The following is a 22465-nucleotide window of genomic DNA, read 5'->3' as shown; positions in this document are numbered from 1 at the left end:
ATGGATAGAAGTTTTTACATAAAAATCTCCATTATTGACCACAATTTATAAGATTTAAAATGGTTAAACATACTGGTATTTAAAGTGTGGGAAATCAACTTTTTAAATTTGAGACCAAGATAACTAAAGTTCAATAAATTACATTGTAAGCACTGTTAATAAATGATATTTATTTGCGTTTTACTGATATTAAATTGATATTTTAGAATCGGTGATTTTGTGATAAATTTATTAAGCTTGCCGGATATTATAAATAATCCAATATATTTAGACCAATCAATTAAACTTTACTCATAATGTTAGGAATTTTTTCTTTTGTGGGCTTTACCCTTTTGGTTGCCCTTATTGCCTATCTAGCTACCCGAAAAACTGATGAAAGTTCCTCTGACGGTTATTTTTTGGGAGGCAGAAGTCTCACTGCAGGAGTAATTGCGGGTTCATTATTACTTACCAACCTTTCCACAGAACAAATAGTTGGTCTTAACGGAAGTGCCTATACCGATGGTTTATCTGTTATGGCATGGGAAACATTGGCGGCAATTGCCATGGTAGTAACTGCCGTTTTTTTATTGCCCAGGTATTTAAAAGGAGGACTAACCACAATTCCCCAATTTCTAGCAAAGAGATTTGATGTTACCACAAAAACCATTACCTCAGGGCTGTTTCTTACAGGATATGTGGTGGTACTTTTGCCGGTAATCCTATATTCCGGATCCGTGGCGATCAGTGGCATGTTCAATGTTCCTGAACTTTTGGGTGTTTCTGAAACTACGGCCTTGGTACTTTGTATTTGGGGAATCGGAATCATAGGTTCTATTTATGCGGTTTTTGGAGGATTAAAAGCAGTAGCTGTTTCAGATAGTATCAATGCTGTTGGTCTTATCGTTGGTGGAATCCTTATCCCTATTTTTGGATTGATGGCTATCGGGGACGGGAATGTGTTTACTGGTCTTGATAATCTAATTACCTCGGATGCCGCAAGATTCGACTCAACCGGTGAAACGGGACAGGAAGTGCCGTTTTCCACAATTTTTACTGGTATGATGCTGGTTCAACTTTTTTATTGGGGTACCAACCAACAGATCATTCAAAGGGCTTTGGGAGCCAAGAATTTGGCAGAGGGGCAAAAAGGTTTGCTATTGGCCTCTTTTTTAAAGATTCTGGGACCCTTAATTTTGGTATTGCCAGGAATGATTGCCTATCATTATTTTGATGGCGGACTGGCGTCTAGCGACCTTGCCTACCCAGAACTGGTACGGGCCGTTTTACCCAAACCCTTGGTCGGATTTTTTGCCGCTGTACTTTTTGGGGCTATTTTAAGTTCCTTTAATAGTGTTCTAAACAGTTCGGTGACCTTATTCGGTATAGATATCTACAAGCAGCATATTAATAAAGAGGCCCCTGAAAAAACAGTGGTTAAATACGGTAAGATTTTCGGCATTTGTTTAGCCTTGGGCGCCATGTTTATAGCACCGATGATTGCAAATGCCGGAAGTTTGTTTAATTATTTACAAGAAATAAACGGCATATACAGCATTCCTATTTTTACCATTATAGTAGTAGGTTATTTTACAAAAAGGGTGCCCGCCATTGCCGCCAAAATAGCCATTTTTTCCGGCTCTATTTTATATATTATAAGTCAATTTTTTCTAAAGGGACAGTTTGTGGAAAAGGCCTTGGAAGCAGCCAAAGCATCTGGGATTACGGACCCAGCCGCATTAAAAATAATAGAGGCAGATGCCTACCCTCACTTTTTACATGTAAACGCCATTCTATTTTTATTAAATGCGGCGATCATGATTGTCATTGGAAAGTTTTACCCTAGAAAAGAAGCATTTGAATTGGAATATACCAAGCAAGTTTCCATTGAACCCTATAGATATGTAAATCAAGTTGGAATCGCCGTATGTGTTATTGTAATTGGAATCTATATCTATTTCGCGAAATAAAAGATTGGGAATCAATTCGAGGTAGTTATAGCACAATTTTGATACCTACTTATCCTTTAGTATCGACTTTAACATAAAGAAAACTATTTATTGAAGTCGACACAACATTAGGTAACCGATCACAATAAAAAGAGGGCTGTTCAAATGAACAGCCCTCTTTTACAATATATAATATACTTAAACCAAAATTCTTAGTAACCTGGGTTCTGAACCAAATTGGGATTGGAAAGCAATGCAGTTTCTGGAATTGGGAAAAGATTTAAATTCGGATCTCCACTTACCTCCTTTAAGCTCCAAGGTGCGGTGAATTTATCAAATCTTACCAAATCGTTCCTTCTCCAAAATTCTATAAACAACTCTCTTCCTCTTTCTGCCAGTAATACATCCTCGGTTACACTGGGCAAATCTGGAGTATTGGTCCTAGCCTGGCGCAATTCATTCACCATTGTGGTAACGTTTTCACCCATACGCATCATTGCCTCGGCCTTCATTAAATGGGCATCCGAATATCTAAAAAGAATCTGGTGCTTTCTAAAGGAGTTTATTTCTCCTCCGTCATTTGGATGGTATTTAAGAATTCGCATACCAGCGGCTTCACCATTACCTACCATAGAGGTTAATTCCTTGGTTAATATTAGGTCACCGCCCTGTCTGTTTTTCAATTTAGTACCATCTTCGTTGTACTGTTGGTTAATTAAAAAACCATAACCAAGTCCCAAATTAATATTGTTGGCATTTGACGCATCTGGAACCCATCCTCTACGCTCTTCTTGGCCATCTCCCACATAATTGGAGTTGGCGGCACCCTCAAAAGAGTCATAGAATTCGGCCAATGTGGAAAATCCGTTCCATCCTCCACCGGTGTTATCGGGAGAGTTCATATTGTAATGCAGACTATTCCAAATTCTGGCCGCAACTTCACTCTTTAAATAGAGAATGGTCTCGTTATCATCCGAGGATTCGAATATTTGAAAATAACCCGTTTCTATGGCAAAACCTTGAGCTGCAATAGCATCTACGGCATCGATAACCTTTTGCATATTTGCGTTATCCACGGTGCCACCATTATAGATATGGGCGTTTAGATATAATTTAGCCAAAAGAAAATTTACGGCTGCCTTTGTTGCTGTTCCAGTATTGGCCGTTCCCGGACTACCGTCCGGTAGGCCTGGTAATGCAGCCAACAAATCGCTCTCTACCAAACTAAATGCCTCGCTTCTGGACAATACCTTTGGATTAATTTCAGGTCCTTCATCGACTTCCCTAAAAGGTACGGAACCAAAAAAGTCCACTAGAAAAAACATATTGAATGCTCTGAGAAATTTAGCCTCTGCCAATACGGCTGCACTAGGATTACTTTCAATAATTTCCGAGGCGCGAAAAACATTCTGATTTAAATTGTTCCATGCATTCTTAATAAATAAATGTGCAGGAGTCCAGGTATGGGTATGCAACTGCCGCCAAATTCCGTTATCACCCCAGTCGGTTCCCCGAGTTGGAATTAATAACTCATCCGTAGTTACTTCAGACATGGCGTACATATTTTCCTGGTTTTGAAAATCGCTGCCAACTTTGTTATAAAGGTCACCCAGCGAAGATGCCGGATCGGCCACTGGTGTAAAACCACCACTGGTTGCCTTAGTTATGATCGAATCCGTTTCTTCTATCTCCAAATTGGTACAGGCTACAAGGCCTACCAATACAAATATGGAGCCGAAAACGGGTTTCATATATTTTTGTATGTTCATAATGCTATGATTAAAAAGTTACGTTAAATCCTAATGTATATGTTCTTGGTCTTGGAAATGCGCTATAGTCGATCCCGGCAATAGGCAAACCATTGAGCAGGGCTGCACTTGCTGGCGCAACACTAACTTCTGGGTCAAGACCACTATAATCGGTAATCACGAAAAGGTTCTGACCTGTAAGACTTAGTCTCATAGACTTGAACAAACCTTCCTTTAATGGAACGTCATAGGAAATGGATGCAGTCTGCAATCTTACAAAATCTCCTTTTTCCAAGAATCTTGTTGAAACCGAGGCTTCAGCAAATCTACCTTCCTGTCCCGCCAATTCCACAACATTCTGTGTTACGTTATTTCCACTACCAATAGCACCTCCAGTAAAAAAGGCGTTGGCAGTATTGTTGTATATATAGTTTCCAAACTGACCATTGAAGTACATTGATGCAGACCAATTTTTATAATTGGCAGAAGTAGAGAAACCACCTGTGATATCCGGAAGGGCACTCTTACCCACAAACTGTTGATTATCAACACCACCTTCATGAACAGGGTTCCCGTTAGCATCGAAGCCCGTAAACTTCCTTAAGTAAAAGGAATACAAAGGTTGTCCCGAAGCCAAGCGCTGCGCAAAGGCGTTGGACAATCCCGCACCTCGAATAGTTCCCGCGGCAATCTCCCCATCAAAATCGGTGATTTCGTTTTTGTTGTAGGAAACATTAAAACCAGCATTCCAACCAAAATCATCACCCTGTAAAATATCATAGTTAAGGGAAAATTCAGCTCCTTGGTTTAATACTACTGCATCCAAATTTTGGAAAAAAGTAGGCTGTGGCGAAGGTTGTGCTGCTTCTATATTCAGCAACAAATCCCGCGTTTCCTTTCGGTATACATCAATTGACCCACTAAAGCGATCATTGCCAAATCCAAAATCCAGACCTGCATTATACTGTGTAGTTTCTTCCCATTTTAAATCGGGATTCGCAAATTCCACTGTCGTAATTCCAGGCACACTTACTGCCCCACCATCACCAATGTTTGGGTCTCCATTTGTAGTTGTGGAATATCGCTCCCTTCTCGCAAACCTACCATAACCTAAACCATCCTGGTTACCAGTAATACCGTAGCTTAACCTAAGCTTTAGGGTAGACATGGCATCGCCCATGAAATCTTCCTCATTGATTTTCCATGCAAAAGCTGCAGAAGGGAAAATACCATAACGGTTATTTTCACCAAAACGGGACGAACCATCGGCCCTAACTGTTGCAGTAAATAGATACTTACTTGCTATGCTGTAATTGGCACGGGCAAAAAAGGATTGCAGTTCATCTGTATTATCAAAAGTATTGGTGAAAACAGATTTTACTGGAATACTTACTTCTCCAAGACGATCTGAAACCGGTGTTGGGAAAAGTCTGTTTACAAAAAGATCGGCATCACCTCCAGAAGAATACCCATACTGCTGGTAGGAGCCTGTAATCATAGATTCCAACTTACTGGCCGCGTTTGTTAAGTCCCTGGCCATATTGTTCAAATTTGAAGTTCCATAACCCCAACCTTCGACATTTCTACCTTGGGTATTAAAATCTTGGTAAGAAAAACCACCTAATGCCTCCAATACTGAATTACCAAAGTCTTTTTTGTAGTTCAAGGTTAGTTCCAGTAACCTATTCTCTAGGTTAAGATCGTTAAGTGCACCTCTACCATTACCACCAGCACCACGGCCCACATTAAAGGATTTACTCCCCAATTCAGCCTCACGTGTTGATTCGGATTTATCATACCCCACGGTAACCTTAGCCGTTAAGTCTTCCACAATATCGTAGGAGGCCGAAAAATTGATCAGAAATCGATCGGTGTAAGTTAAACTTTGCCAGTTTTGCAGCAAATTCAAAGGGTTGATTCTATCTCCCGGGTTGAATGTGCTATTAGCTGGCCAAGTAGGGTTGGCGGAGTAGGCAGAACCCAACATATCCCCAGTAGACCCTGCACTACCACTTAAAGGTGGTGCCTCGTCATTTACACGGGAAATGGTACTTTGCAAATCCAACCTTAACTTATCATCAAACAATCTTTGGGTAAGATTAATTCTACCAGTGACCCTCTCCTGAGAGGATTTTGGTACTATCCCAAACTGCTTACCGTAGTTAAAAGTTGCCCGTACGTTACCTGAACCATAATTCTGGGAATAGGCAAGGTTATTATTGGTCGAAGATGAATTTCTGGTGACCAATGATTGCCAATCCGTATCATTCCCTAAATCTGTGGCAGATCCACCAAAGGCAGAAACAGCAGATAGGAATTCGCTCCTATTCAATAAATCAAATTCATTGGACGGTGATGAAAAACTTAGATCTGAAGAAAACTCCCAAGTACCTCCCTGAGCACCACCCTTACCACTCTTGGTAGTAATGATAACTACTCCATTGGCACCTCTAGAACCATAAATGGCCGTTGAGGAAGCATCCTTTAGGATACTCATGCTTTCTATATCATTTGGATTCAAAAAGCTAAGTGGGTTTCTAGCAGAACTAGAACCTACGCCTATGTCGGTTCCTTCAGAGGAACTACCTCCCGAAGGAAGTGGGACTCCATCAACCACAAATAATGGATCGTTGTTGGACCTAACAGAGGATGTACCCCTAATCCTGATAGAAACTCCTGAACCTGGTTCCCCACTACCTTGGGAAATCTGAACACCGGCCGTTTTACCTTGAATTAATTGTTCGGGGGAGGAAATAACGCCTCCGTTAAAGTCTTCTGAGGTTACTGCTGAAACAGCACCTGTAGCATCCTTTATAGTCGTAGTACCATAACCAATAATCACAACTTCGGCCAATGCCTGAGCATCTTCCTCCATTATAATATTAAGAGTGGTTTGGTTACTTACCGCCACCTCTTGTGTTTTATAGCCAATATAGCTAAATACTAGGGTTGAGCCTGCGGCCACATCACTAATAGTGAAATTGCCATCAAAATCTGTTTGTGCTCCGTTTGTGGTTCCTTTAACCACTACACTGGCTCCCGGTAAGGGCCCAGTAGCATCAGATACCGTACCTGACACCTCTTGCGCCGATGCAATCCCAAAACATAAAAATGTTCCAAAAAGCAAAAGGCTTTTGAGTAATTTAAGCTTCATAAATTAATAGATTTAATTGAGTTAGTTAATAAATTGAGTTTAAAGTTCCTGTTTCGAAGATAAATGTTCTAATTCCAATATTTTGTTATATTCCTGTTTTTAACGCCGAAATAATACCGAAAACGTTTTAGTAGCTTTCAATTTTTTCATTATCGCAATTGCCAAACTTTGTACGAATATACATCTTTTTTAAATATAATGGTATTTTGACTAAATTCAATACTATTTTAACTTTTATCTGTATTTGGCCTTACTCCTAAAATCATTGTATTATTTTTACACTTTTAATTTTAATAATTCATATTTGAGCCAAAAAGGTCCAAATGCATTTGGATTTTTAGTAGTATATTCACCTTGAAAAAAATTCACCTTTGAAAAAGAAAATAACCCTCAAACACATTGCACGGGAATTAGGGGTTTCCATTTCTACGGTTTCCAAAGCATTAAAAAATAGTGAGGAAATTGGATCGGACACCAAGGAGAAAGTCCAGGCTTTTGCAAAATTATATAATTACAAGCCCAACAATATTGCCATCAGCTTAAAGAACAAGCGCACCAAAAATATTGGGGTAATTATTCCGGATATCGTCCATCACTTTTTTACTACGGTGTTTAGAGGTATCGAAAAATACGCCAATGCCAAAGGTTATAATGTCATTGTATGTGTCTCCGACGAATCTTTCGACAGGGAAGTCATCAATATGGAATTGTTGGCCAATGGAAGCATAGACGGATTTATAATGGCCCTCTCTGCAGGCACACAATTAAAGAACGACTATAACCATTTAAAGGAAGTTACCGAACAGGGAATTCCATTGGTCTTATTTGACCGTGTCACGGAAGATATAAAATGTGACAAGGTAATTATAAATGATAAAAAAGGCGCCTACAACGCAGTAACCAAATTTATAAAAGACGGCAGAAAAAGAATAGCCTTGATCACTACAGAGGACTATTTTAGTGTTAGTAGGGAGAGAGCTGCAGGGTATCGGGAGGCCTTGTCCGATAATGGCATTGCCTATAACGAAGATTTGATCCTGAAATTTCCTTCCATGACGATTGACGAAAATGTGATCGAAGATTTTTTTAATCGCGAAAAAGTAGACGCCGTATTGAGTGTGAATGAAATTTTTGCCATTCACAGTATGCGGTTGGTGCAAAGCAAAGGCTTGAAAATACCTGAAGATATCTCCTTTATTGGTTTTACGGATGGCCTTTTGTCCAAATACGCCTCACCCGGTTTAACAGCTGTGGCCCAACATGGCGAACATATGGGAGAAATAGCGGCGGAAATGCTCATTGAAAAAGTCGAAAGTGAGTTGGAGGAGGAAACCTACATCACAAGGGTTTTGGAGCCCACCTTAATAGAACGGGGATCTACTATAAATTAGATTTTACAATATTACATTTGGAAGTTGGAAGTAAAAAAAGCATCGCCCAATTATTGAAGCACACCTATAACTGGTTAACAATAATTTGACCCCCAATAATCGAAAATTCCACAATCTAAAAATTTATTTTTTAGCCCTGCCCAGTTGCAATTGATAACTTAAATGATGAAAAAAACAGGATTTATATTTGATTTGGATGGAGTTATTGTGGATACTGCCAAATATCATTATCTGGCCTGGAGAAAATTGGCCAATGCATTGGGCTTTGAATTTACCCAAGAACAAAACGAACTTTTTAAAGGGGTAAGTCGAAAAAGATGCCTGGAAATCCTTCTTGAAATTGGAGGCATCAAAACTTCGCAGGAACAATTTAACAGATGGTTGGTAGAAAAAAATGAGGATTACTTGTCCCTTATTGAAAAAATGGATGAATCGGAAATCTTGCCAGATGTCCAAAAAGTACTTACGCTTCTCAAAAAGAATAACATGCCCATTGCCCTAGGATCGGCAAGTAAAAATGCCATACCTATTTTGGAAAAGGTAAAATTAATGGATTATTTTGATGTCATTGTTGACGGTACCCATGTAACCAAAGCCAAGCCCGATCCAGAAGTTTTTTTAATAGCCGCAGAACAATTGGGGGTACGCCCCAAAGATTGCGTAGTTTTTGAAGACGCAGTTGCAGGAATTGAGGCCGCCAATAATGCGGGAATGTTGAGCATTGGTATAGGGCAGGAAAAGGTGCTTTCCAAGGCAAAATTCGTGTTTTCAAATTTTACGGAAATGGATGTTACATTCATAAATCGTCTTCTGGAATAAAGATTGGGGTGAACATTGACAATATTTGGTTAATTTGGTAATTTCTGGATTGAAAACAACAGAAAACGACCATACACCTATTACTATAACGTAGAAATACCACTATAATGAATCAAGATTATATAAAGCCGGACAACTGGTCTATTATTGAAGAAGGATTTGAAAAGGACAGGGTAAAATCCTCAGAAAGTTTATTCAGTCTTGGGAACGGTGCCATGGGTCAACGTGCCAATTTTGAAGAAAAATATACGGGCCCCACTTTTCAAGGAAGCTATATCGGCGGAGTATATTACCCAGACAAAACAAGGGTAGGCTGGTGGAAAAATGGTTATCCCGAGTATTTTGCAAAGGTTTTGAACGCTCCAAATTGGATCGGAATAAATGTTCTTATCAATGGGGAAACTCTGGATCTAAATACTTGTAAAAATGTAGCGAATTTTCGTAGGGAATTAAATATGCAGGAAGGATGGTATACACGGAGTTTTAGGGCAACCTTGCCCAATGATGCCGTTTTGGAGGTAAAGATTACCCGATTCCTAAGTTTGGACCATGATGAAGTGGGTGCCATTAAATATGAAATTACTCCTATTCATCAAGATGCATCCATAGCTTTTCACCCTTATATAGATAGTGGAATTACCAATGAGGACACCAATTGGGATGATCAATTTTGGAACACTACCGGCGTTTCATCGGAAGGTTTTCAGGCGTTTATTGAGGCCCATACCATGAAGACCAATTTCGCTACCTGCACTTTTATGGAGTCCAGGTTGTACCATAATAATAAAATGGTAAAGGAGAAACCTTTAGAAGCAACTTCAGAGACTACTATAGTACATCACTTTAAGAAGGATATTAAAAAAGGTGAAACCCTTACGCTGATTAAATTTGGCGGTTATACCGTCTCCACAAACCATAAGTCCAGTGAATTGATCTCAGCTGCCAAAAAAGTTTTGCTAAAGGTCATTGAATTAGGTTTTGAAGCCCTATTGGAGCTACAAAAAAAATCATGGTCCAAAATATGGGAGATGAGCGATATTATGATCGCAGGGGATGTAAGGGCACAACAGGGAATCCGATTTAATATTTTTCATTTAAACCAAACCTATTTGGGGAAGGATTCCAGACTCAATATTGGGCCAAAGGGATTCACAGGGGAAAAATATGGCGGTAGTACTTACTGGGATACGGAAGCCTATTGCATTCCATTTTACATGGCCACCAAAAATAAAAAAGTGGCAAGAAACTTACTTACGTATAGGTACAACCATTTGGAAAAGGCCATTGAAAATGCCCGTAAATTAGGGTTTGTAGATGGGGCGGCCCTATACCCCATGGTCACCATGAACGGTGAAGAATGCCATAACGAGTGGGAAATAACCTTTGAGGAAATACATCGAAATGGTGCCATAGCCTTTGCTATATACAATTATTACCGGTTTACGGGAGATTATACCTACATCCCTGAAATGGGACTGGAAGTCTTGATAGGGATAGCCCGATTTTGGCATCAAAGAGCTACCTTTTCTACCCAAAAAAACAAATATGTAATTCTAGGGGTCACCGGTCCCAATGAATACGAGAACAATGTAAACAACAACTGGTACACAAATTATATTGCAAAATGGTGCATTAATTATGCGCTACAGGAACTACAAAGGGTAAAAGAGGGCTACCCGGATGATTATCATAGAATCATAGGGGTAACCAAACTTTCAGAAAAGGAGACCAAAGCCTGGAGCAAGGTTGCAAAAAAAATGTACTTCCCCTATGATGAAAAATTGGGTATTTATTTGCAACAAGATGGCTTTTTGGACAAAGAACTTATCCCAGTCAAGGAATTGAACAAAAAAAATCGCCCCATTAATCAGAAATGGAGTTGGGACCGAATACTAAGATCACCATATATTAAACAGGCAGATACCCTACAAGGATTCTATTTCTTTGAAGACCATTTTACCACCGAAGAACTGGAAAAGCATTTCGATTTTTACGAACCCTTTACGGTTCACGAATCTTCCTTATCCCCATGCGTTCACAGCATTCAGGCAGCAAAATTGAACAGAATGGACCAAGCATATACTTTCTATCTACGCACTTCCAGATTGGATTTGGACGATTATAACAAGGAAGTAGAAGAAGGACTCCATATTACTTCAATGGCAGGTACATGGATGAGCATAGTGGAAGGTTTTGGGGGCATGAGAATTTCTGATGATAAATTATCCTTTACCCCAAGAATACCAAAGGAATGGAAATCCTACTCTTTCAAGGTGAATTTTAGGAATAGAATTTTAAAGGTCATGGTTACTGAAAACGAAACTACCTTCGACCTCGAAGGCACGGACGAAATGTCTATTCGGGTGAATGGAAAGCGGGTGGTATTAACTGCAGGTAAAAAAAACCATTCATCCGCTACTTAGTCCTTTAGCAATAAAAACCAATCCCAAGAATGATTCAAAAAATGCACTATTGGGATTGTTTTACAGAAAACTTAAATAAATTGTGACAAAAGGAGGTCACCGGAAAAAAATTATTAAAAAATTAACACTAATTCCAAAAACATGTATCATTATTGCATAGAAAAGCCTAATAACACCTAAGTAGCTTTTATTCCAGAAAAGAAGCATAAAATGAAACAGACCACTGAAATTCGAAAAGCAGTAGTTTATCAAGTATTTACCAGATTATTCGGCAATACCAATACCACCAATAAACCTTGGGGCACCATAGAAGAAAATGGAGTGGGCAAATTTCGTGACTTCACGCAAAAAGCCTTAAATGAAATTAAGGATTTGGGAGTAACCCATATCTGGTATACCGGTATTCCACATCACGCCCTAGTTAGGGATTATACCGCGTACGACATCTCCAACGACGACCCGGACATTGTTAAGGGCAGAGCGGGTTCACCTTATGCCGTTAAGGATTATTACAGTGTTAATCCAGATTTGGCACATAATCCCAAAAATAGATTAGCGGAGTTCAAATCCTTAATTACGAGGAGCCATAAAGCGGATTTAAAAGTTATCATAGATATTGTTCCAAATCATGTCGCCAGAAAATACGATGGAAAAAATAATCCCAAAGGGGTGGTAGATTTTGGGGCCAAAGACAATACAAATGTGGTCTATGACAAGAACAACAATTTCTATTACAATCCCGGAAAGTCCTTTACAGTCCCGGATTGGAGAGACGGCTACTTGCCATTAGGTGGAGCGCAAAATAAGTTGGCCGACAACAAATTTACCGAAACTCCCGCCAAATGGACTGGAAATGGGTCCCGTTTACCCAAGCCCGATTTTAATGATTGGTATGAGACTGTAAAAATAAATTACGGAATTAGCCCCGACGGACATAGGGATTTTGAATCGCTACCAGAAGACTTTGGCCATAAAGACTTTTCTGAACATTTTGAGTTCTGGAAAAATAGAGTTGTACCCGATTCCTGGATAAAATTTAGGGATATTGCCCTCTACTGGTTGGACCTGGGAGTGGATGGATTTCGTTATGATATGGCTGAAATGGTTCCAGTTGAATTCTGGAGCTTTATGAATTCGTCCATAAAAATGAAAAATCCAAATGCATTTTTAATGGCAGAAGTATATAATCCACAGTTATACCGGGATTATATCTTTAAAGGGAAAATGGACTATTTATATGACAAGGTGGAATTTTATGATTCCTTAAAACATATTATGCAGGGCCATGGGTGGACAGACCATATACCGGTAGTGCAAAACGGACTCATGGATATTGAGCACCAGATGCTTCATTTTCTAGAGAATCATGACGAGCAGCGCCTTTCCTGCCCGGAATTTTTAGGAAATGCCGATAATGCCAAACCGGGCATGGTGGTTTCCACAACCATAAGTACCTCACCTACAATGATCTACTTTGGACAAGAGGTAGGAGAACCGGCCGCCGAAAGTCCTGGATTTGGGTCACCCGGTAGAACTTCCATTTTCGATTATATTGGGGTACCCCACTTTCAACGCTGGGTAAACAATAAAAAATTTGACGGAGGGCAATTATCGGCAAAAGAGAAAGAACTTAGAACATTTTACAAGAACTTGCTCAAATTCACCGTTAACAGTAGTGCTTTGATGGGCAACTATAGGGATATTCATTTTTACAACAAGGAGCATACAGAATATTACAATCACCGCGTCCTGTCCTTTGTAAGATGGTCCAAAAACGAAAAACTAATAATTATTTCTAATTTTGATGCACATCAGGCATTTGGATTCGATTTAAAATTGCCTAGGGAAATTGTGCAGGAATGGGGTCTGCAGAATAAAACCTACCAGACAAAGGACGAATTGTTCAGAGAAAAGGAGCTATCCTTAATCGTTATAAATGAAATTGGCCATATAAGAATAGATATACAACCATTGGAATCCTTAATTTTAAGTTTAAAATAGATTAGCACATTATATTATGAAAACACCATCACTAGTTGGATCATTATTCCTCTTACTATTAATTTTAAGTTGTGACAATATGAACAAACCCTTGGTTATTGGCCATAGAGGTGCCATGGGGCATGAAACGGAAAACACCTTGGCATCCATACAAAAAGCTATAGATCTTGGTGTGGACATGATAGAGATCGACGTTTTTAAAATAAAAAGTGGAGAAACTGTAGTGTTCCATGATAACGAGGTAGAAAGACTTACGGATAGTATTGGAAAAATAGAGGACTATAATTTTGAAGACTTGCAGAAATTGACGCTTGTCGGCAACCATAAAATTCCTACCCTTCAAGAGGTTTTGAACGTGATTGATAAAAAAGTACAATTAAATATTGAGCTAAAGGGATCCAACACGGCTGACAGGGTAAACTTTATAATGAATTACTACATAAAGGAAAAAGGTTGGCCTATCGACAAATTCATTATTTCCAGTTTTAGATGGGATGAACTTCAGGCCATGCGAAAGCTGAATGCCCAAGTGCCCATCGCCATCCTAATTAGTGGTGATCCGCTTGAAGCCTTGGACATTGCCAAAGAATTGGGAGCAGTCGCCATTAACCCTTATTTTGAGGATTTGACCTTGGAGAACGTTCACGAGATGAAAAAAGCAGGATTCAAAATCTACCCATGGACCGTTAATGAACCAGAAGAAATTGAAGCGGTAGAGCGATTGGGAGTGGATGGCATCATCACCAATTTCCCAGAACGCATTAATTAATGTTCGATGTAATTGTACTAGGAGGAGGTGCCGCAGGTTTTTATGGTGCCATACACATTGCGGAGTCCAACCCCAAATTACAAGTCGCAATCTTGGAACGCGGCAAAGATGTACTGGGCAAAGTTAAGGTGTCAGGTGGTGGGCGCTGTAACGTTACCCATGCCGAATTTGACCCCAAAGAACTTTCCAAAAATTATCCCAGGGGGGAAAGGGAACTATTAGGTCCGTTCCACAACTATTGTACAGGTGATACCATGACCTTCTTTGAAAAACGGGGAGTGACATTGAACATTGAAGCTGATGGTAGAATGTTCCCCTCGACCAATTCTTCCCAAACTATTATAGACTGCTTTGTTGGGGAAACGGAGCGACTTGGAATTAAAGTGCTCAAGAACAGTTCCGTTATTGAGATAACACCACTGGACAAGAATAAAGGGAAGGACGATTACTCCTGGGAAATTAAATCGATTCGAAACACCTACAAAGCTAAAAAAATATTGGTTGCCACAGGTAGCAATCCTAAAATTTGGGAGCTATTAAGACGAATGGGGCATACCATAATCCCACCAGTACCTTCACTTTTCACCTTCAATATTAAGGATGAAAGAATTACCGGTATACAGGGGGTGAGCACCAATGCCAGTATCAAAATAATTCCAACCAAGGTAAATAATGGAAAATATAATGCGGCCCTAAAAAAATATGCCATCCACCCATCGGACCTAGAATCTGAAGGCCCCCTATTAATAACCCATTGGGGGATGAGCGGTCCTGGAATTTTAAGGCTATCGGCTTGGGGAGCTCAATTGCTTAATGAGTTGAATTATAAATTTTCAATAAAAATAAATTGGCTTCCTGCCTATCATGAGGAAGGAGTACTTAGTCAACTTCATGAGATAAAGGAAATTGAAGGTAAGAAAACAGTACTTCGCACCAAAGCGTTCGAACTTCCAAAGCGATTATGGATCAGCCTAGTAAAAGCATCGGACATTTCAGATACCGATAAATGGGCAGATATTTCCAAAAACCAATTACAGAATTTAGCCAAGCAATTAACGAATTCCAAGTTTAATGTAGATGGGAAAAGCACCTTTAAGGAAGAATTTGTCACTGCCGGAGGGGTAGACCTGAAAGAAATCAATTTTAAAACTTACGAAAGTAAAATTCTTCCCAACCTCTTCTTTGCCGGGGAAGTAATCAATATAGATGCCATTACCGGCGGATTTAATTTTCAGAATGCTTGGACTGGAGCATATATTGCCGCCCAAGCCATAGCTATTGAGTAAACTCATATACCCTAACATAATCTACGATCATTTGCTGTGGAAATATGGATGAATCCACACCTTGCTGTCCGCCCCAAGTTCCTCCAATGGCAAAATTCAATTTTAAATGAAAGGGTTGGTCAAACGGCCATTCGTCAAGGTTTCCGTCCTCATTGGTAAAATAGTGGTATACTTCGCCATCCAATAAGAAATCTATTCTCTCGGGTGTCCATTCAATGGAATAAATATGGAATTCATCGTAGGGCTTTGTAATAAAAACTGCTTTCCCCTTAGCCGTGCCCTTGGTATGGTTGTAAGTTTCTGTATGTACAGAACCAAATATGGAATCCTTGTTAAAGCCGACATGTTCCATAATATCCAATTCCCCGCATTTGGGCCAGCCTACCTCACTAACATTATCTCCCAACATCCAAATGGCCGGCCATACGCCCACCCCTTTTGGCAGTTTCGCCCTGACATCAATTTTACCATAAGTCCACTGAGCTAAGCCCTGTGTTGTGAGGCTGGCAGAAGTATAATTCGCAAATTCTTGATTTTCCCTCCAGTCCTCAGCCTCCTCAGACACAAAACTATCGTTGGCAATTTCTTCATTCAGACCCTGCAATATTAAATTACCGCCGGCCACGTAGGCATTCTTAATGCTATCGGTATAGTATTGTTCTTCCTGGTTACGAAGCAGTCCTTTTTCAAGTTTCCATTTAGTAGGATCGGGGCTTCCTTCTAAATCAAATTCATCTGACCACACCAACTTATACGGTTCATCCGACAACTGTTCAATTTCCAATTTCCCCTCATTACACCTTGTCAGAAGGCCAATTAGTAAACTAAAACAAATAAGGTACATTCGCTGCATAGAGCAAATAACTTTAGGACAACAACAACATCAGCAACGCGGCCAATATAGCTCCAATAACTGGACCTAAAACGGGAATCCAAGCATAGCCCCAATCACTTCCGCCCTTATCTTTAATGGGCATTATAGCGTGCATTATTCGGGGGCCAAGATCCCTTGCCGGATTAATGGCATAGCCTGTGGTCCCTCCCAAGGAAAGCCCTATTGCCCAAACCAAAAATGCTACTGGCAGTGCCCCTAAAGACCCCAGGCCAATAACCGTTTCCGTATCGGTTATAGTAGCGTCCGTAAAATAAAGCACAACAAAAACCAAGGTAAAAGTACCTACCACCTCACTGAAAAGATTGGAAATGGGATTTCTTATGGCCGGAGCAGTACAAAAGACCGCTTTTTTAGTGTCTTGGTTTTCCGTTACATCAAAATGATCTTTATAGAAGAGCCAAACTATCAAGGCACCCAACATGGCCCCAATAAATTGCGCCAATACATAGCAGGGCACCAATGCCCAATCAAATTTCTCGGCAACAGCAAGGCCTATGCTCACAGCCGGGTTTAAATGTGCGCCACTAAATGGTGCAGCTACCACCACCCCAATGTACACGGCCAGTGCCCATCCGGTAGATATCACCATCCAGCCCAGATCATTAGATTTTGTTTTATTAAGGATTACGTTGGCAACTACCCCGCCTCCTAAAAGGATCAGGAAAAAAGTGCCCATGATTTCAGCAATAAATGGAGTCATATTTAGTTGGTTTTTTATTTAATTGTTTAGTTTGGACCAATATTCTACAGCATCGATCGCCCGGTACCAGCCTTTGATATTTTTTTCAATATCTTTTCTCTCTGTCGTAGGGTTAAAATTAACATCGGTTTGCCATATTTCCTGAATTTCTTCCAAACTTTCCCAGAATCCGACCGCCAAACCAGCTAAATAAGCCGCCCCCATAACAGTGGTCTCTATTACTTTTGGGCGCACCGTTGCCGTATTAAGGACATCGGCCTGAAATTGCATCAACATATTATTTACGGTTGCTCCTCCATCTACCCTTAATTCCTTAATGGAAATTTTTGAATCTGCTTCCATAGCCTTTAAAACATCCATGGTCTGAAAGGCAATGGATTCTACAGCCGCTCTAGCAATATGGGCATCCGTACTTCCTCTTGTAAGCCCAAATATACTTCCCTGTGCATGTTGGTTCCAGTAAGGCGCACCTAAACCTGCAAAGGCCGGCACAAAATAAACGCCTTCGGTGCTGCTTACAGATCCCGCCAATTTTTCTACGTCTTCAGATTTTTTAATGATCTTTAAGCTATCCCTCAACCATTGAACTACGGCACCCGCGATAAAAATACTGCCCTCCAAAGCATATTGGGTTTTTCCATTAATGGTCCACGCTACGGTGGTTAAAAGATTGTTTTCAGAAACAATGGGTTTTTCCCCAATGTTCATCAACATAAAACAACCGGTACCATAAGTGTTTTTAACCATTCCCGGTTTGGTACACATTTGGCCGAAAAGTGCCGCCTGTTGATCACCAGCAATTCCCGCAATGGGAATTTTACTGGCAAAAAAATTGGGATTGGTATTACCGTATACTTCACTGGACTGTTTCACTTTGGGCAACATGCTCTTTGGAATAGTAAAAAGCTCCAATAACTCATCATCCCATTCCAGGGTGTTTATATTAAAGAGCAATGTTCTAGAGGCATTGGTAACATCTGTAATATGTAGTTCCCCCTTGGTCATATTCCAAATTAACCACGAATCTATGGTTCCCATGATCAAGTCTCCTGCTTCCGCCTTTTTTCTGGCACCTTCCACATTATCCAAGATCCATTTCACCTTGGTACCTGAAAAGTAGGAGTCGATCACGAGACCGGTCTTTTCCCTTATAAGCTTGGATTTTCCTTGCTTCTTTAATTCATCACAATAATTGGAAGTCCGCTTATCCTGCCAAACAATGGCATTATATACTGGTTTTCCTGTTTTCTTTTCCCAAACAACAACTGTTTCCCGTTGGTTGGTAATCCCTATAGCTGCAATATCAGCCCCGTAAATCCCCTTTTTGGTTGTCGCCTCTGCGGCCGTACTTACTTGGGACGACCATATTTCCAAGGGGTCATGCTCTACCCAACCCGGTTTTGGAAAATACTGTGTAAATTCTTTTTGAGAGACCGAAACAATATTGCCTTTTTTATCAAAAACAACTGAACGGGAACTGGTTGTACCTTGATCTAACGCTAGTATATATTTTTCCATATGGGTGGTGAATTTTTGAAATGGGTATCAAGATAACAAAATATGGACACTAATTTTGAAAAATTAATAAATAGACCCCCTAAGATTTCAACAATAATCCTATTCCCAATTCTTCGGGATACAGATCAAAGAGCTTAAATAAATACGGCCTAAAAACAACAAAGGCCACTAGGTATTTTACCTAAAAAAGTAATTTCGTCCCAGTCCATAAATTCTTATTTTTATTGACTGCTCTTAAAATTGGAACATCATGACAACGTTTATTATTTTACTAAGGGGAATCAATGTAAGCGGCCAGAAGAAAATTATAATGTCCGACTTAAGGACGATGCTGGATAATTTGGATTTCTATTCGGTGCGTAGCTATATACAAAGCGGTAATATTGTTATAAACAGTGATATAACCTCGCCCATAAAAGTATCGCAAATAATCAAAGAAGGTATTAAAGCCACTTTCGGCTTTGATGTTCCCGTAATGGCTAAGACATTTATAGAATTGAAAGAAATTATAGAACAATCCCCTTTTGTGGAACACAGCGACCTAGAGACCAAAAAATGGTATTATGTGCTATTACAGGAAGCCCCGAACAACGAACTTACCAATATTTTACAACAAGAACAATTTCCGAACGAAAGGTTTGTGATTTCAAATAACTGCGTCTACCTCAGCTGTGACCAGGGTTATGGCAATACAAAATGCAACAATAATTTCTTTGAAAAAAGACTAAAAGTGCAGGCCACGACCAGAAATCACAGGACTATGATGAAATTGCTGGAAATGGCAGAAAAAAATTAATTCAATTCCCAAATTTTATAGTTCAAGGCAGTAGCAAAGCAAACCCAAAGTAGATAAGGAATTAATAGATAAGCGGCCGTTTTACTTACTACTTTAAACCATTTTATGGTAAAGATCAATAACACTAATAAGGTAAGAATCACAAGCAAGGCCCCAAACGTATTTTTGAATCCAAAGAAAATTATACTCCAAAGGGCATTGAACAACAATTGAATGCCGAAATGGTACAAGGCCGTTTTCACCCAAATATGATAAAACCCCTTTGCCCAGACAATCCCCGCGGCAATGCCCATCATAATATAGAGTATGGTCCATACCGGGGCAAAAATCCAATTTGGTGGATTAAAACTAGGCTTATTCAATTCCAAATACCAACCATTTACCGAGGACTGCGTAGCAAAACTGGATAAAAATCCAATCGTTAAGCACACTGCTACAGAAATTCCGATATAAGTAAGTTGCTTTTTCAAAGGTTGGTTGTTGATCCCCTAAATTAACAATTTATTTTAACAGGATCTACAGCAAAACTCCTTAAAAACTATCTTTGCACAAATTGATTCCGTTATGACCGATAAAGACTTTATCCCTTCCGGGTATACCATAGACAAAACCGAAGGAAAAGTTACATATAGATCTCCCAGCAATATTGCCTTGGTAAAGTACTGGGGAAAGAGGGAACATCAAATTCCCGCCAACCCATCCATCAGCTTTACCTTGGATACCTGTGCCACCACAACAACGGTTATCTATAAGAAATTGGACAACCAAACTTCCGACTTTTCGTTCGACCTCCTATTTGAGGGCAAACCAAAAGAAGATTTTAAACCTAAAATAAATGCGTTTTTAAAAAGGGCCGAGCCTTATCTCCCCTTTTTAAAAGCCTATCATTTCACCATAGAAACCTCAAATTCCTTTCCCCACAGCAGTGGCATAGCCTCATCGGCCAGTGGCATGTCTGCCCTAGCGCTGTGTTTAATGGAACTGGAAAAGGAGTTAAACCCAGAAATGAACCCCATTTTTTTTAAAAAGAAAGCCTCCTTTTTGGCTCGATTGGGGTCTGGTAGCGCTTGCAGGAGTATTGAAGGCGATTTAATGCAATGGGGTGTACATAAGGACACTTTGAACAGCTCCGATCTGTATGCCATAAAATATCCGTACAAGATACATCCGATCTTTAAGAACTATCAGGATACCATCCTTTTGGTAGACAAGGGATCCAAACAGGTGAGCAGTAGCCTTGGCCATAATTTAATGCACGATCATCCTTTTGCAGAACAACGGTTCGACCAAGCGCATAAAAATCTGTCTAAATTAAAATCGATTTTTGAAGAAGGAAATTTATTGGAATTTATTAAAATCGTGGAAAGTGAAGCCCTTACCTTGCACGCGATGATGATGACCAGCATGCCCTATTTTATGTTGATGAAACCCAATACTCTGGAGATTATCAATAAAATATGGGCCTTCAGGACCTCTTCCAAAACCCATGTCTGTTTTACATTGGACGCCGGGGCCAATGTGCATATACTATATCCTGAAAATGAAAAAGAAAAGGTTTACCAATTTATTAGTAATGAGTTGGTTGCATATTGCGAAAACGGTCAGTATATTTGCGATCAAATTGGAAAAGGAGCGGAAAAGCTGTAATTTCCAAATGGAAAATGAATAATTAATAGTGAGATATTACGTTAATTATTAATGAAAGAAAATACAATTAGAACCAAAAGTTTTGATTTTGCCATTGATGTAGTAGTGCTCTACAAAAAATTGGTGTCAGGCCATAAGGAATATGTGATGTCCAGACAACTATTAAAATAAGGCACATCAATTGTAGCTAATGTAAGAGAGGCGGAATTTGCTACCAGTAAAGTAGATTTCCCCAATAAAATGACGATTGGCTTAAAAGAAGCGAATGAAACGGATTATTGGTTGGAACTTTTATACAAATCAGACTATATAGAGTCCGATGAGTATTTGGTTATTAAAGAAAAAATTGAAAAAATATTAAGGTTATTGGTGAGTATTGTGTAATCATCGAAACTATAATTATAAATTTTTAAATATTAATTTTTAAATATTTATTCTTAACTTAAAGAAATGAAAGGACCATTATTTTACTCTAAAATCCTACTTTTCGGGGAATATGGAATCATTAAAGATTCTAAAGGACTTTCTATACCTTATAATTTTTTTAAGGGCGCATTAAAATCCAAGAACAAGGATTCTGAAGAAGCAAAGAATTCCAATGCTAGCCTTAAGGCCTTTGCTGTATATTTAAAAAACCTGCAACTAAAAGACCACAAATTGGTGTCTTTTGATTTGGAGGCCCTAAATAGGGATCTATCCGACGGAATGTATTTTGACAGTTCCATTCCACAAGGATATGGAGTAGGGAGCAGTGGCGCTTTGGTAGCCGCCATCTACGACAAATATGCTATTGAAAAAATTACCGTTTTAGAGAATCTTACTAGGGAAAAACTTCTAAAACTGAAGACTATTTTCGGAAAAATGGAATCGTTTTTCCATGGTAAATCCTCCGGACTCGATCCATTAAACAGTTATTTAAGCCTACCTATTCTTATAAATTCCAAGGACAATATAGAATCTACCAGCATTCCATCCCAAAATATGGATGGCAAAGGAGCTGTATTCCTGTTGGACAGTGGTAGCACAGGGGAAACCGCACCAATGGTACATTTGTTCATGGAGCAAATGAAACACGAAGGATTCCGGGCCATGCTGAAAGATCAGTTTATTAAGCATACCGATGCCTGTGTGGAAGATTTTATAAATGGGAACGTAAAATCCCTTTTTGGGAATTTAAAGCAGTTATCGCATGTGGTCTTGGATAATTTTAAACCTATGATTCCTGTAGAATTCCATAAACTATGGAAGCAGGGAATAGATACCAACGACTACTATTTAAAACTCTGCGGCTCTGGCGGCGGCGGCTATATTCTAGGATTTACCGAAGACATCAATAAGGCAAAAAAAGCCCTGAAAGGCTATAATTTAGAAGTGGTTTATAACTTCTAAA

The 22465-nt window shown here is 39.5% G+C and carries 17 protein-coding genes; 11 read left to right on the top strand and 6 right to left on the bottom strand.

The window, feature by feature from the left end:
- Window positions 1–296: 296 nt before the first annotated feature.
- Window positions 297–1949 (top strand): solute:sodium symporter family transporter, encoded by a 1653-nt coding sequence (locus CWD91_RS04045; protein WP_103439634.1) that lies wholly within the window; start codon window positions 297–299, stop codon window positions 1947–1949.
- A 191-nt stretch (window positions 1950–2140) separates the two neighbouring features.
- On the opposite strand, the gene CWD91_RS04040 is transcribed toward CWD91_RS04045, so the two are convergent.
- The gene (locus CWD91_RS04040) at window positions 2141–3697 is read right to left on the bottom strand and encodes a RagB/SusD family nutrient uptake outer membrane protein (RefSeq protein ID WP_103439633.1); all 1557 of its coding nucleotides are present in this window, start codon (window positions 3695–3697) and stop codon (window positions 2141–2143) included.
- Between the two features lie 10 nt (window positions 3698–3707).
- Window positions 3708–6830: a SusC/RagA family TonB-linked outer membrane protein gene (locus CWD91_RS04035; protein WP_103439632.1), complete on the bottom strand. Its 3123-nt coding sequence runs from the start codon at window positions 6828–6830 to the stop codon at window positions 3708–3710.
- Between the two features lie 371 nt (window positions 6831–7201).
- On the opposite strand from CWD91_RS04035, the gene CWD91_RS04030 reads away from it, so the two are divergent.
- From CWD91_RS04030 to CWD91_RS04005, 6 genes are all read left to right on the top strand, one after another.
- Window positions 7202–8221, top strand: a complete 1020-nt coding sequence (locus CWD91_RS04030; RefSeq protein ID WP_103439631.1) for a LacI family DNA-binding transcriptional regulator — start codon at window positions 7202–7204, stop codon at window positions 8219–8221.
- A gap of 165 nt (window positions 8222–8386) precedes the next feature.
- Complete coding sequence (pgmB, locus tag CWD91_RS04025; protein WP_103439630.1) at window positions 8387–9040, top strand: beta-phosphoglucomutase; 654 nt, start codon at window positions 8387–8389, stop codon at window positions 9038–9040.
- A gap of 107 nt (window positions 9041–9147) precedes the next feature.
- Window positions 9148–11463, top strand: coding sequence for a glycoside hydrolase family 65 protein (locus CWD91_RS04020; RefSeq protein WP_103439629.1), 2316 nt, complete (start codon window positions 9148–9150; stop codon window positions 11461–11463).
- Between the two features lie 210 nt (window positions 11464–11673).
- Window positions 11674–13464: an alpha-amylase family protein gene (locus CWD91_RS04015; protein ID WP_103439628.1), complete on the top strand. Its 1791-nt coding sequence runs from the start codon at window positions 11674–11676 to the stop codon at window positions 13462–13464.
- A 79-nt stretch (window positions 13465–13543) separates the two neighbouring features.
- Entirely contained in the window at window positions 13544–14233 is a 690-nt protein-coding gene (locus CWD91_RS04010; protein WP_239985643.1) for a glycerophosphodiester phosphodiesterase, read from the top strand.
- Window positions 14233–15519, top strand: a complete 1287-nt coding sequence (locus CWD91_RS04005; protein ID WP_103439626.1) for a BaiN/RdsA family NAD(P)/FAD-dependent oxidoreductase — start codon at window positions 14233–14235, stop codon at window positions 15517–15519. Before CWD91_RS04010 ends, CWD91_RS04005 begins: the two co-directional genes overlap by 1 nt.
- On the opposite strand, the gene CWD91_RS04000 is transcribed toward CWD91_RS04005, so the two are convergent.
- From CWD91_RS04000 to glpK, 3 genes are read right to left on the bottom strand one after another with little or no spacing between them, the layout of a single operon-like run.
- Window positions 15509–16372 (bottom strand): glycoside hydrolase family 16 protein, encoded by an 864-nt coding sequence (locus tag CWD91_RS04000; protein ID WP_103439625.1) that lies wholly within the window; start codon window positions 16370–16372, stop codon window positions 15509–15511. The genes CWD91_RS04005 and CWD91_RS04000 overlap by 11 nt on opposite strands.
- Before the next feature lie 13 nt (window positions 16373–16385).
- Complete coding sequence (locus CWD91_RS03995) at window positions 16386–17114, bottom strand: MIP/aquaporin family protein (protein ID WP_103439624.1); 729 nt, start codon at window positions 17112–17114, stop codon at window positions 16386–16388.
- A gap of 18 nt (window positions 17115–17132) precedes the next feature.
- Window positions 17133–18632, bottom strand: a complete 1500-nt coding sequence (gene glpK, locus CWD91_RS03990; protein WP_103439623.1) for a glycerol kinase GlpK — start codon at window positions 18630–18632, stop codon at window positions 17133–17135.
- Window positions 18633–18882: 250 nt separating this feature from the next.
- Here glpK and CWD91_RS03985 point away from each other — a divergent pair, with 250 nt between their 5' ends.
- A complete protein-coding gene (locus CWD91_RS03985) occupies window positions 18883–19428 on the top strand; it encodes a DUF1697 domain-containing protein (protein WP_103439622.1) in 546 nt (181 codons plus the stop codon).
- On the opposite strand, the gene CWD91_RS03980 is transcribed toward CWD91_RS03985, so the two are convergent.
- Complete coding sequence (locus CWD91_RS03980) at window positions 19425–19898, bottom strand: TspO/MBR family protein (RefSeq protein ID WP_103439621.1); 474 nt, start codon at window positions 19896–19898, stop codon at window positions 19425–19427. The two genes, CWD91_RS03985 and CWD91_RS03980, sit on opposite strands and share 4 nt — an antisense overlap.
- 94 nt (window positions 19899–19992) lie before the next feature.
- Here CWD91_RS03980 and CWD91_RS03975 point away from each other — a divergent pair, with 94 nt between their 5' ends.
- The 3 genes from CWD91_RS03975 (at window position 19993) to CWD91_RS03965 (ending at window position 22464) form a co-directional block, all read left to right on the top strand.
- Window positions 19993–21075, top strand: coding sequence for a diphosphomevalonate/mevalonate 3,5-bisphosphate decarboxylase family protein (locus CWD91_RS03975; protein WP_103439620.1), 1083 nt, complete (start codon window positions 19993–19995; stop codon window positions 21073–21075).
- A 180-nt stretch (window positions 21076–21255) separates the two neighbouring features.
- Window positions 21256–21459, top strand: coding sequence for a four helix bundle protein (locus CWD91_RS22925; RefSeq protein WP_239985658.1), 204 nt, complete (start codon window positions 21256–21258; stop codon window positions 21457–21459).
- 66 nt (window positions 21460–21525) lie between these two features.
- The gene (locus CWD91_RS03965) at window positions 21526–22464 is read left to right on the top strand and encodes a mevalonate kinase family protein (RefSeq protein ID WP_103439619.1); all 939 of its coding nucleotides are present in this window, start codon (window positions 21526–21528) and stop codon (window positions 22462–22464) included.
- The last annotated feature ends 1 nt before the right edge of the window (window position 22465 follow it).

This window comes from Arenibacter hampyeongensis, assembly GCF_002909255.1.
GTDB classification, from domain to species: domain Bacteria; phylum Bacteroidota; class Bacteroidia; order Flavobacteriales; family Flavobacteriaceae; genus Arenibacter; species Arenibacter hampyeongensis.
Note: the sequence above shows the minus strand (reverse complement) of the source record. Positions and strands in the feature narration are given on the sequence as shown.

What these genes read in the sequence shown, in the direction of transcription:
- CWD91_RS04000 (WP_103439625.1), bottom strand. Translation starts at nt 16,372, where the DNA reads ATGCAGCGAATGTACCTTATTTGTTTTAGTTTACTAATTGGCCTTCTG.
- CWD91_RS03985 (WP_103439622.1), top strand. Translation starts at nt 18,883, where the DNA reads ATGACAACGTTTATTATTTTACTAAGGGGAATCAATGTAAGCGGCCAG.
- CWD91_RS04035 (WP_103439632.1), bottom strand. Translation starts at nt 6,830, where the DNA reads ATGAAGCTTAAATTACTCAAAAGCCTTTTGCTTTTTGGAACATTTTTA.
- CWD91_RS04020 (WP_103439629.1), top strand. Translation starts at nt 9,148, where the DNA reads ATGAATCAAGATTATATAAAGCCGGACAACTGGTCTATTATTGAAGAA.
- CWD91_RS04015 (WP_103439628.1), top strand. Translation starts at nt 11,674, where the DNA reads ATGAAACAGACCACTGAAATTCGAAAAGCAGTAGTTTATCAAGTATTT.
- CWD91_RS04040 (WP_103439633.1), bottom strand. Translation starts at nt 3,697, where the DNA reads ATGAACATACAAAAATATATGAAACCCGTTTTCGGCTCCATATTTGTA.
- glpK (WP_103439623.1), bottom strand. Translation starts at nt 18,632, where the DNA reads ATGGAAAAATATATACTAGCGTTAGATCAAGGTACAACCAGTTCCCGT.
- CWD91_RS03995 (WP_103439624.1), bottom strand. Translation starts at nt 17,114, where the DNA reads ATGACTCCATTTATTGCTGAAATCATGGGCACTTTTTTCCTGATCCTT.
- pgmB (WP_103439630.1), top strand. Translation starts at nt 8,387, where the DNA reads ATGAAAAAAACAGGATTTATATTTGATTTGGATGGAGTTATTGTGGAT.
- CWD91_RS03975 (WP_103439620.1), top strand. Translation starts at nt 19,993, where the DNA reads ATGACCGATAAAGACTTTATCCCTTCCGGGTATACCATAGACAAAACC.
- CWD91_RS03965 (WP_103439619.1), top strand. Translation starts at nt 21,526, where the DNA reads ATGAAAGGACCATTATTTTACTCTAAAATCCTACTTTTCGGGGAATAT.
- CWD91_RS04045 (WP_103439634.1), top strand. Translation starts at nt 297, where the DNA reads ATGTTAGGAATTTTTTCTTTTGTGGGCTTTACCCTTTTGGTTGCCCTT.
- CWD91_RS04005 (WP_103439626.1), top strand. Translation starts at nt 14,233, where the DNA reads ATGTTCGATGTAATTGTACTAGGAGGAGGTGCCGCAGGTTTTTATGGT.
- CWD91_RS04010 (WP_239985643.1), top strand. Translation starts at nt 13,544, where the DNA reads ATGAACAAACCCTTGGTTATTGGCCATAGAGGTGCCATGGGGCATGAA.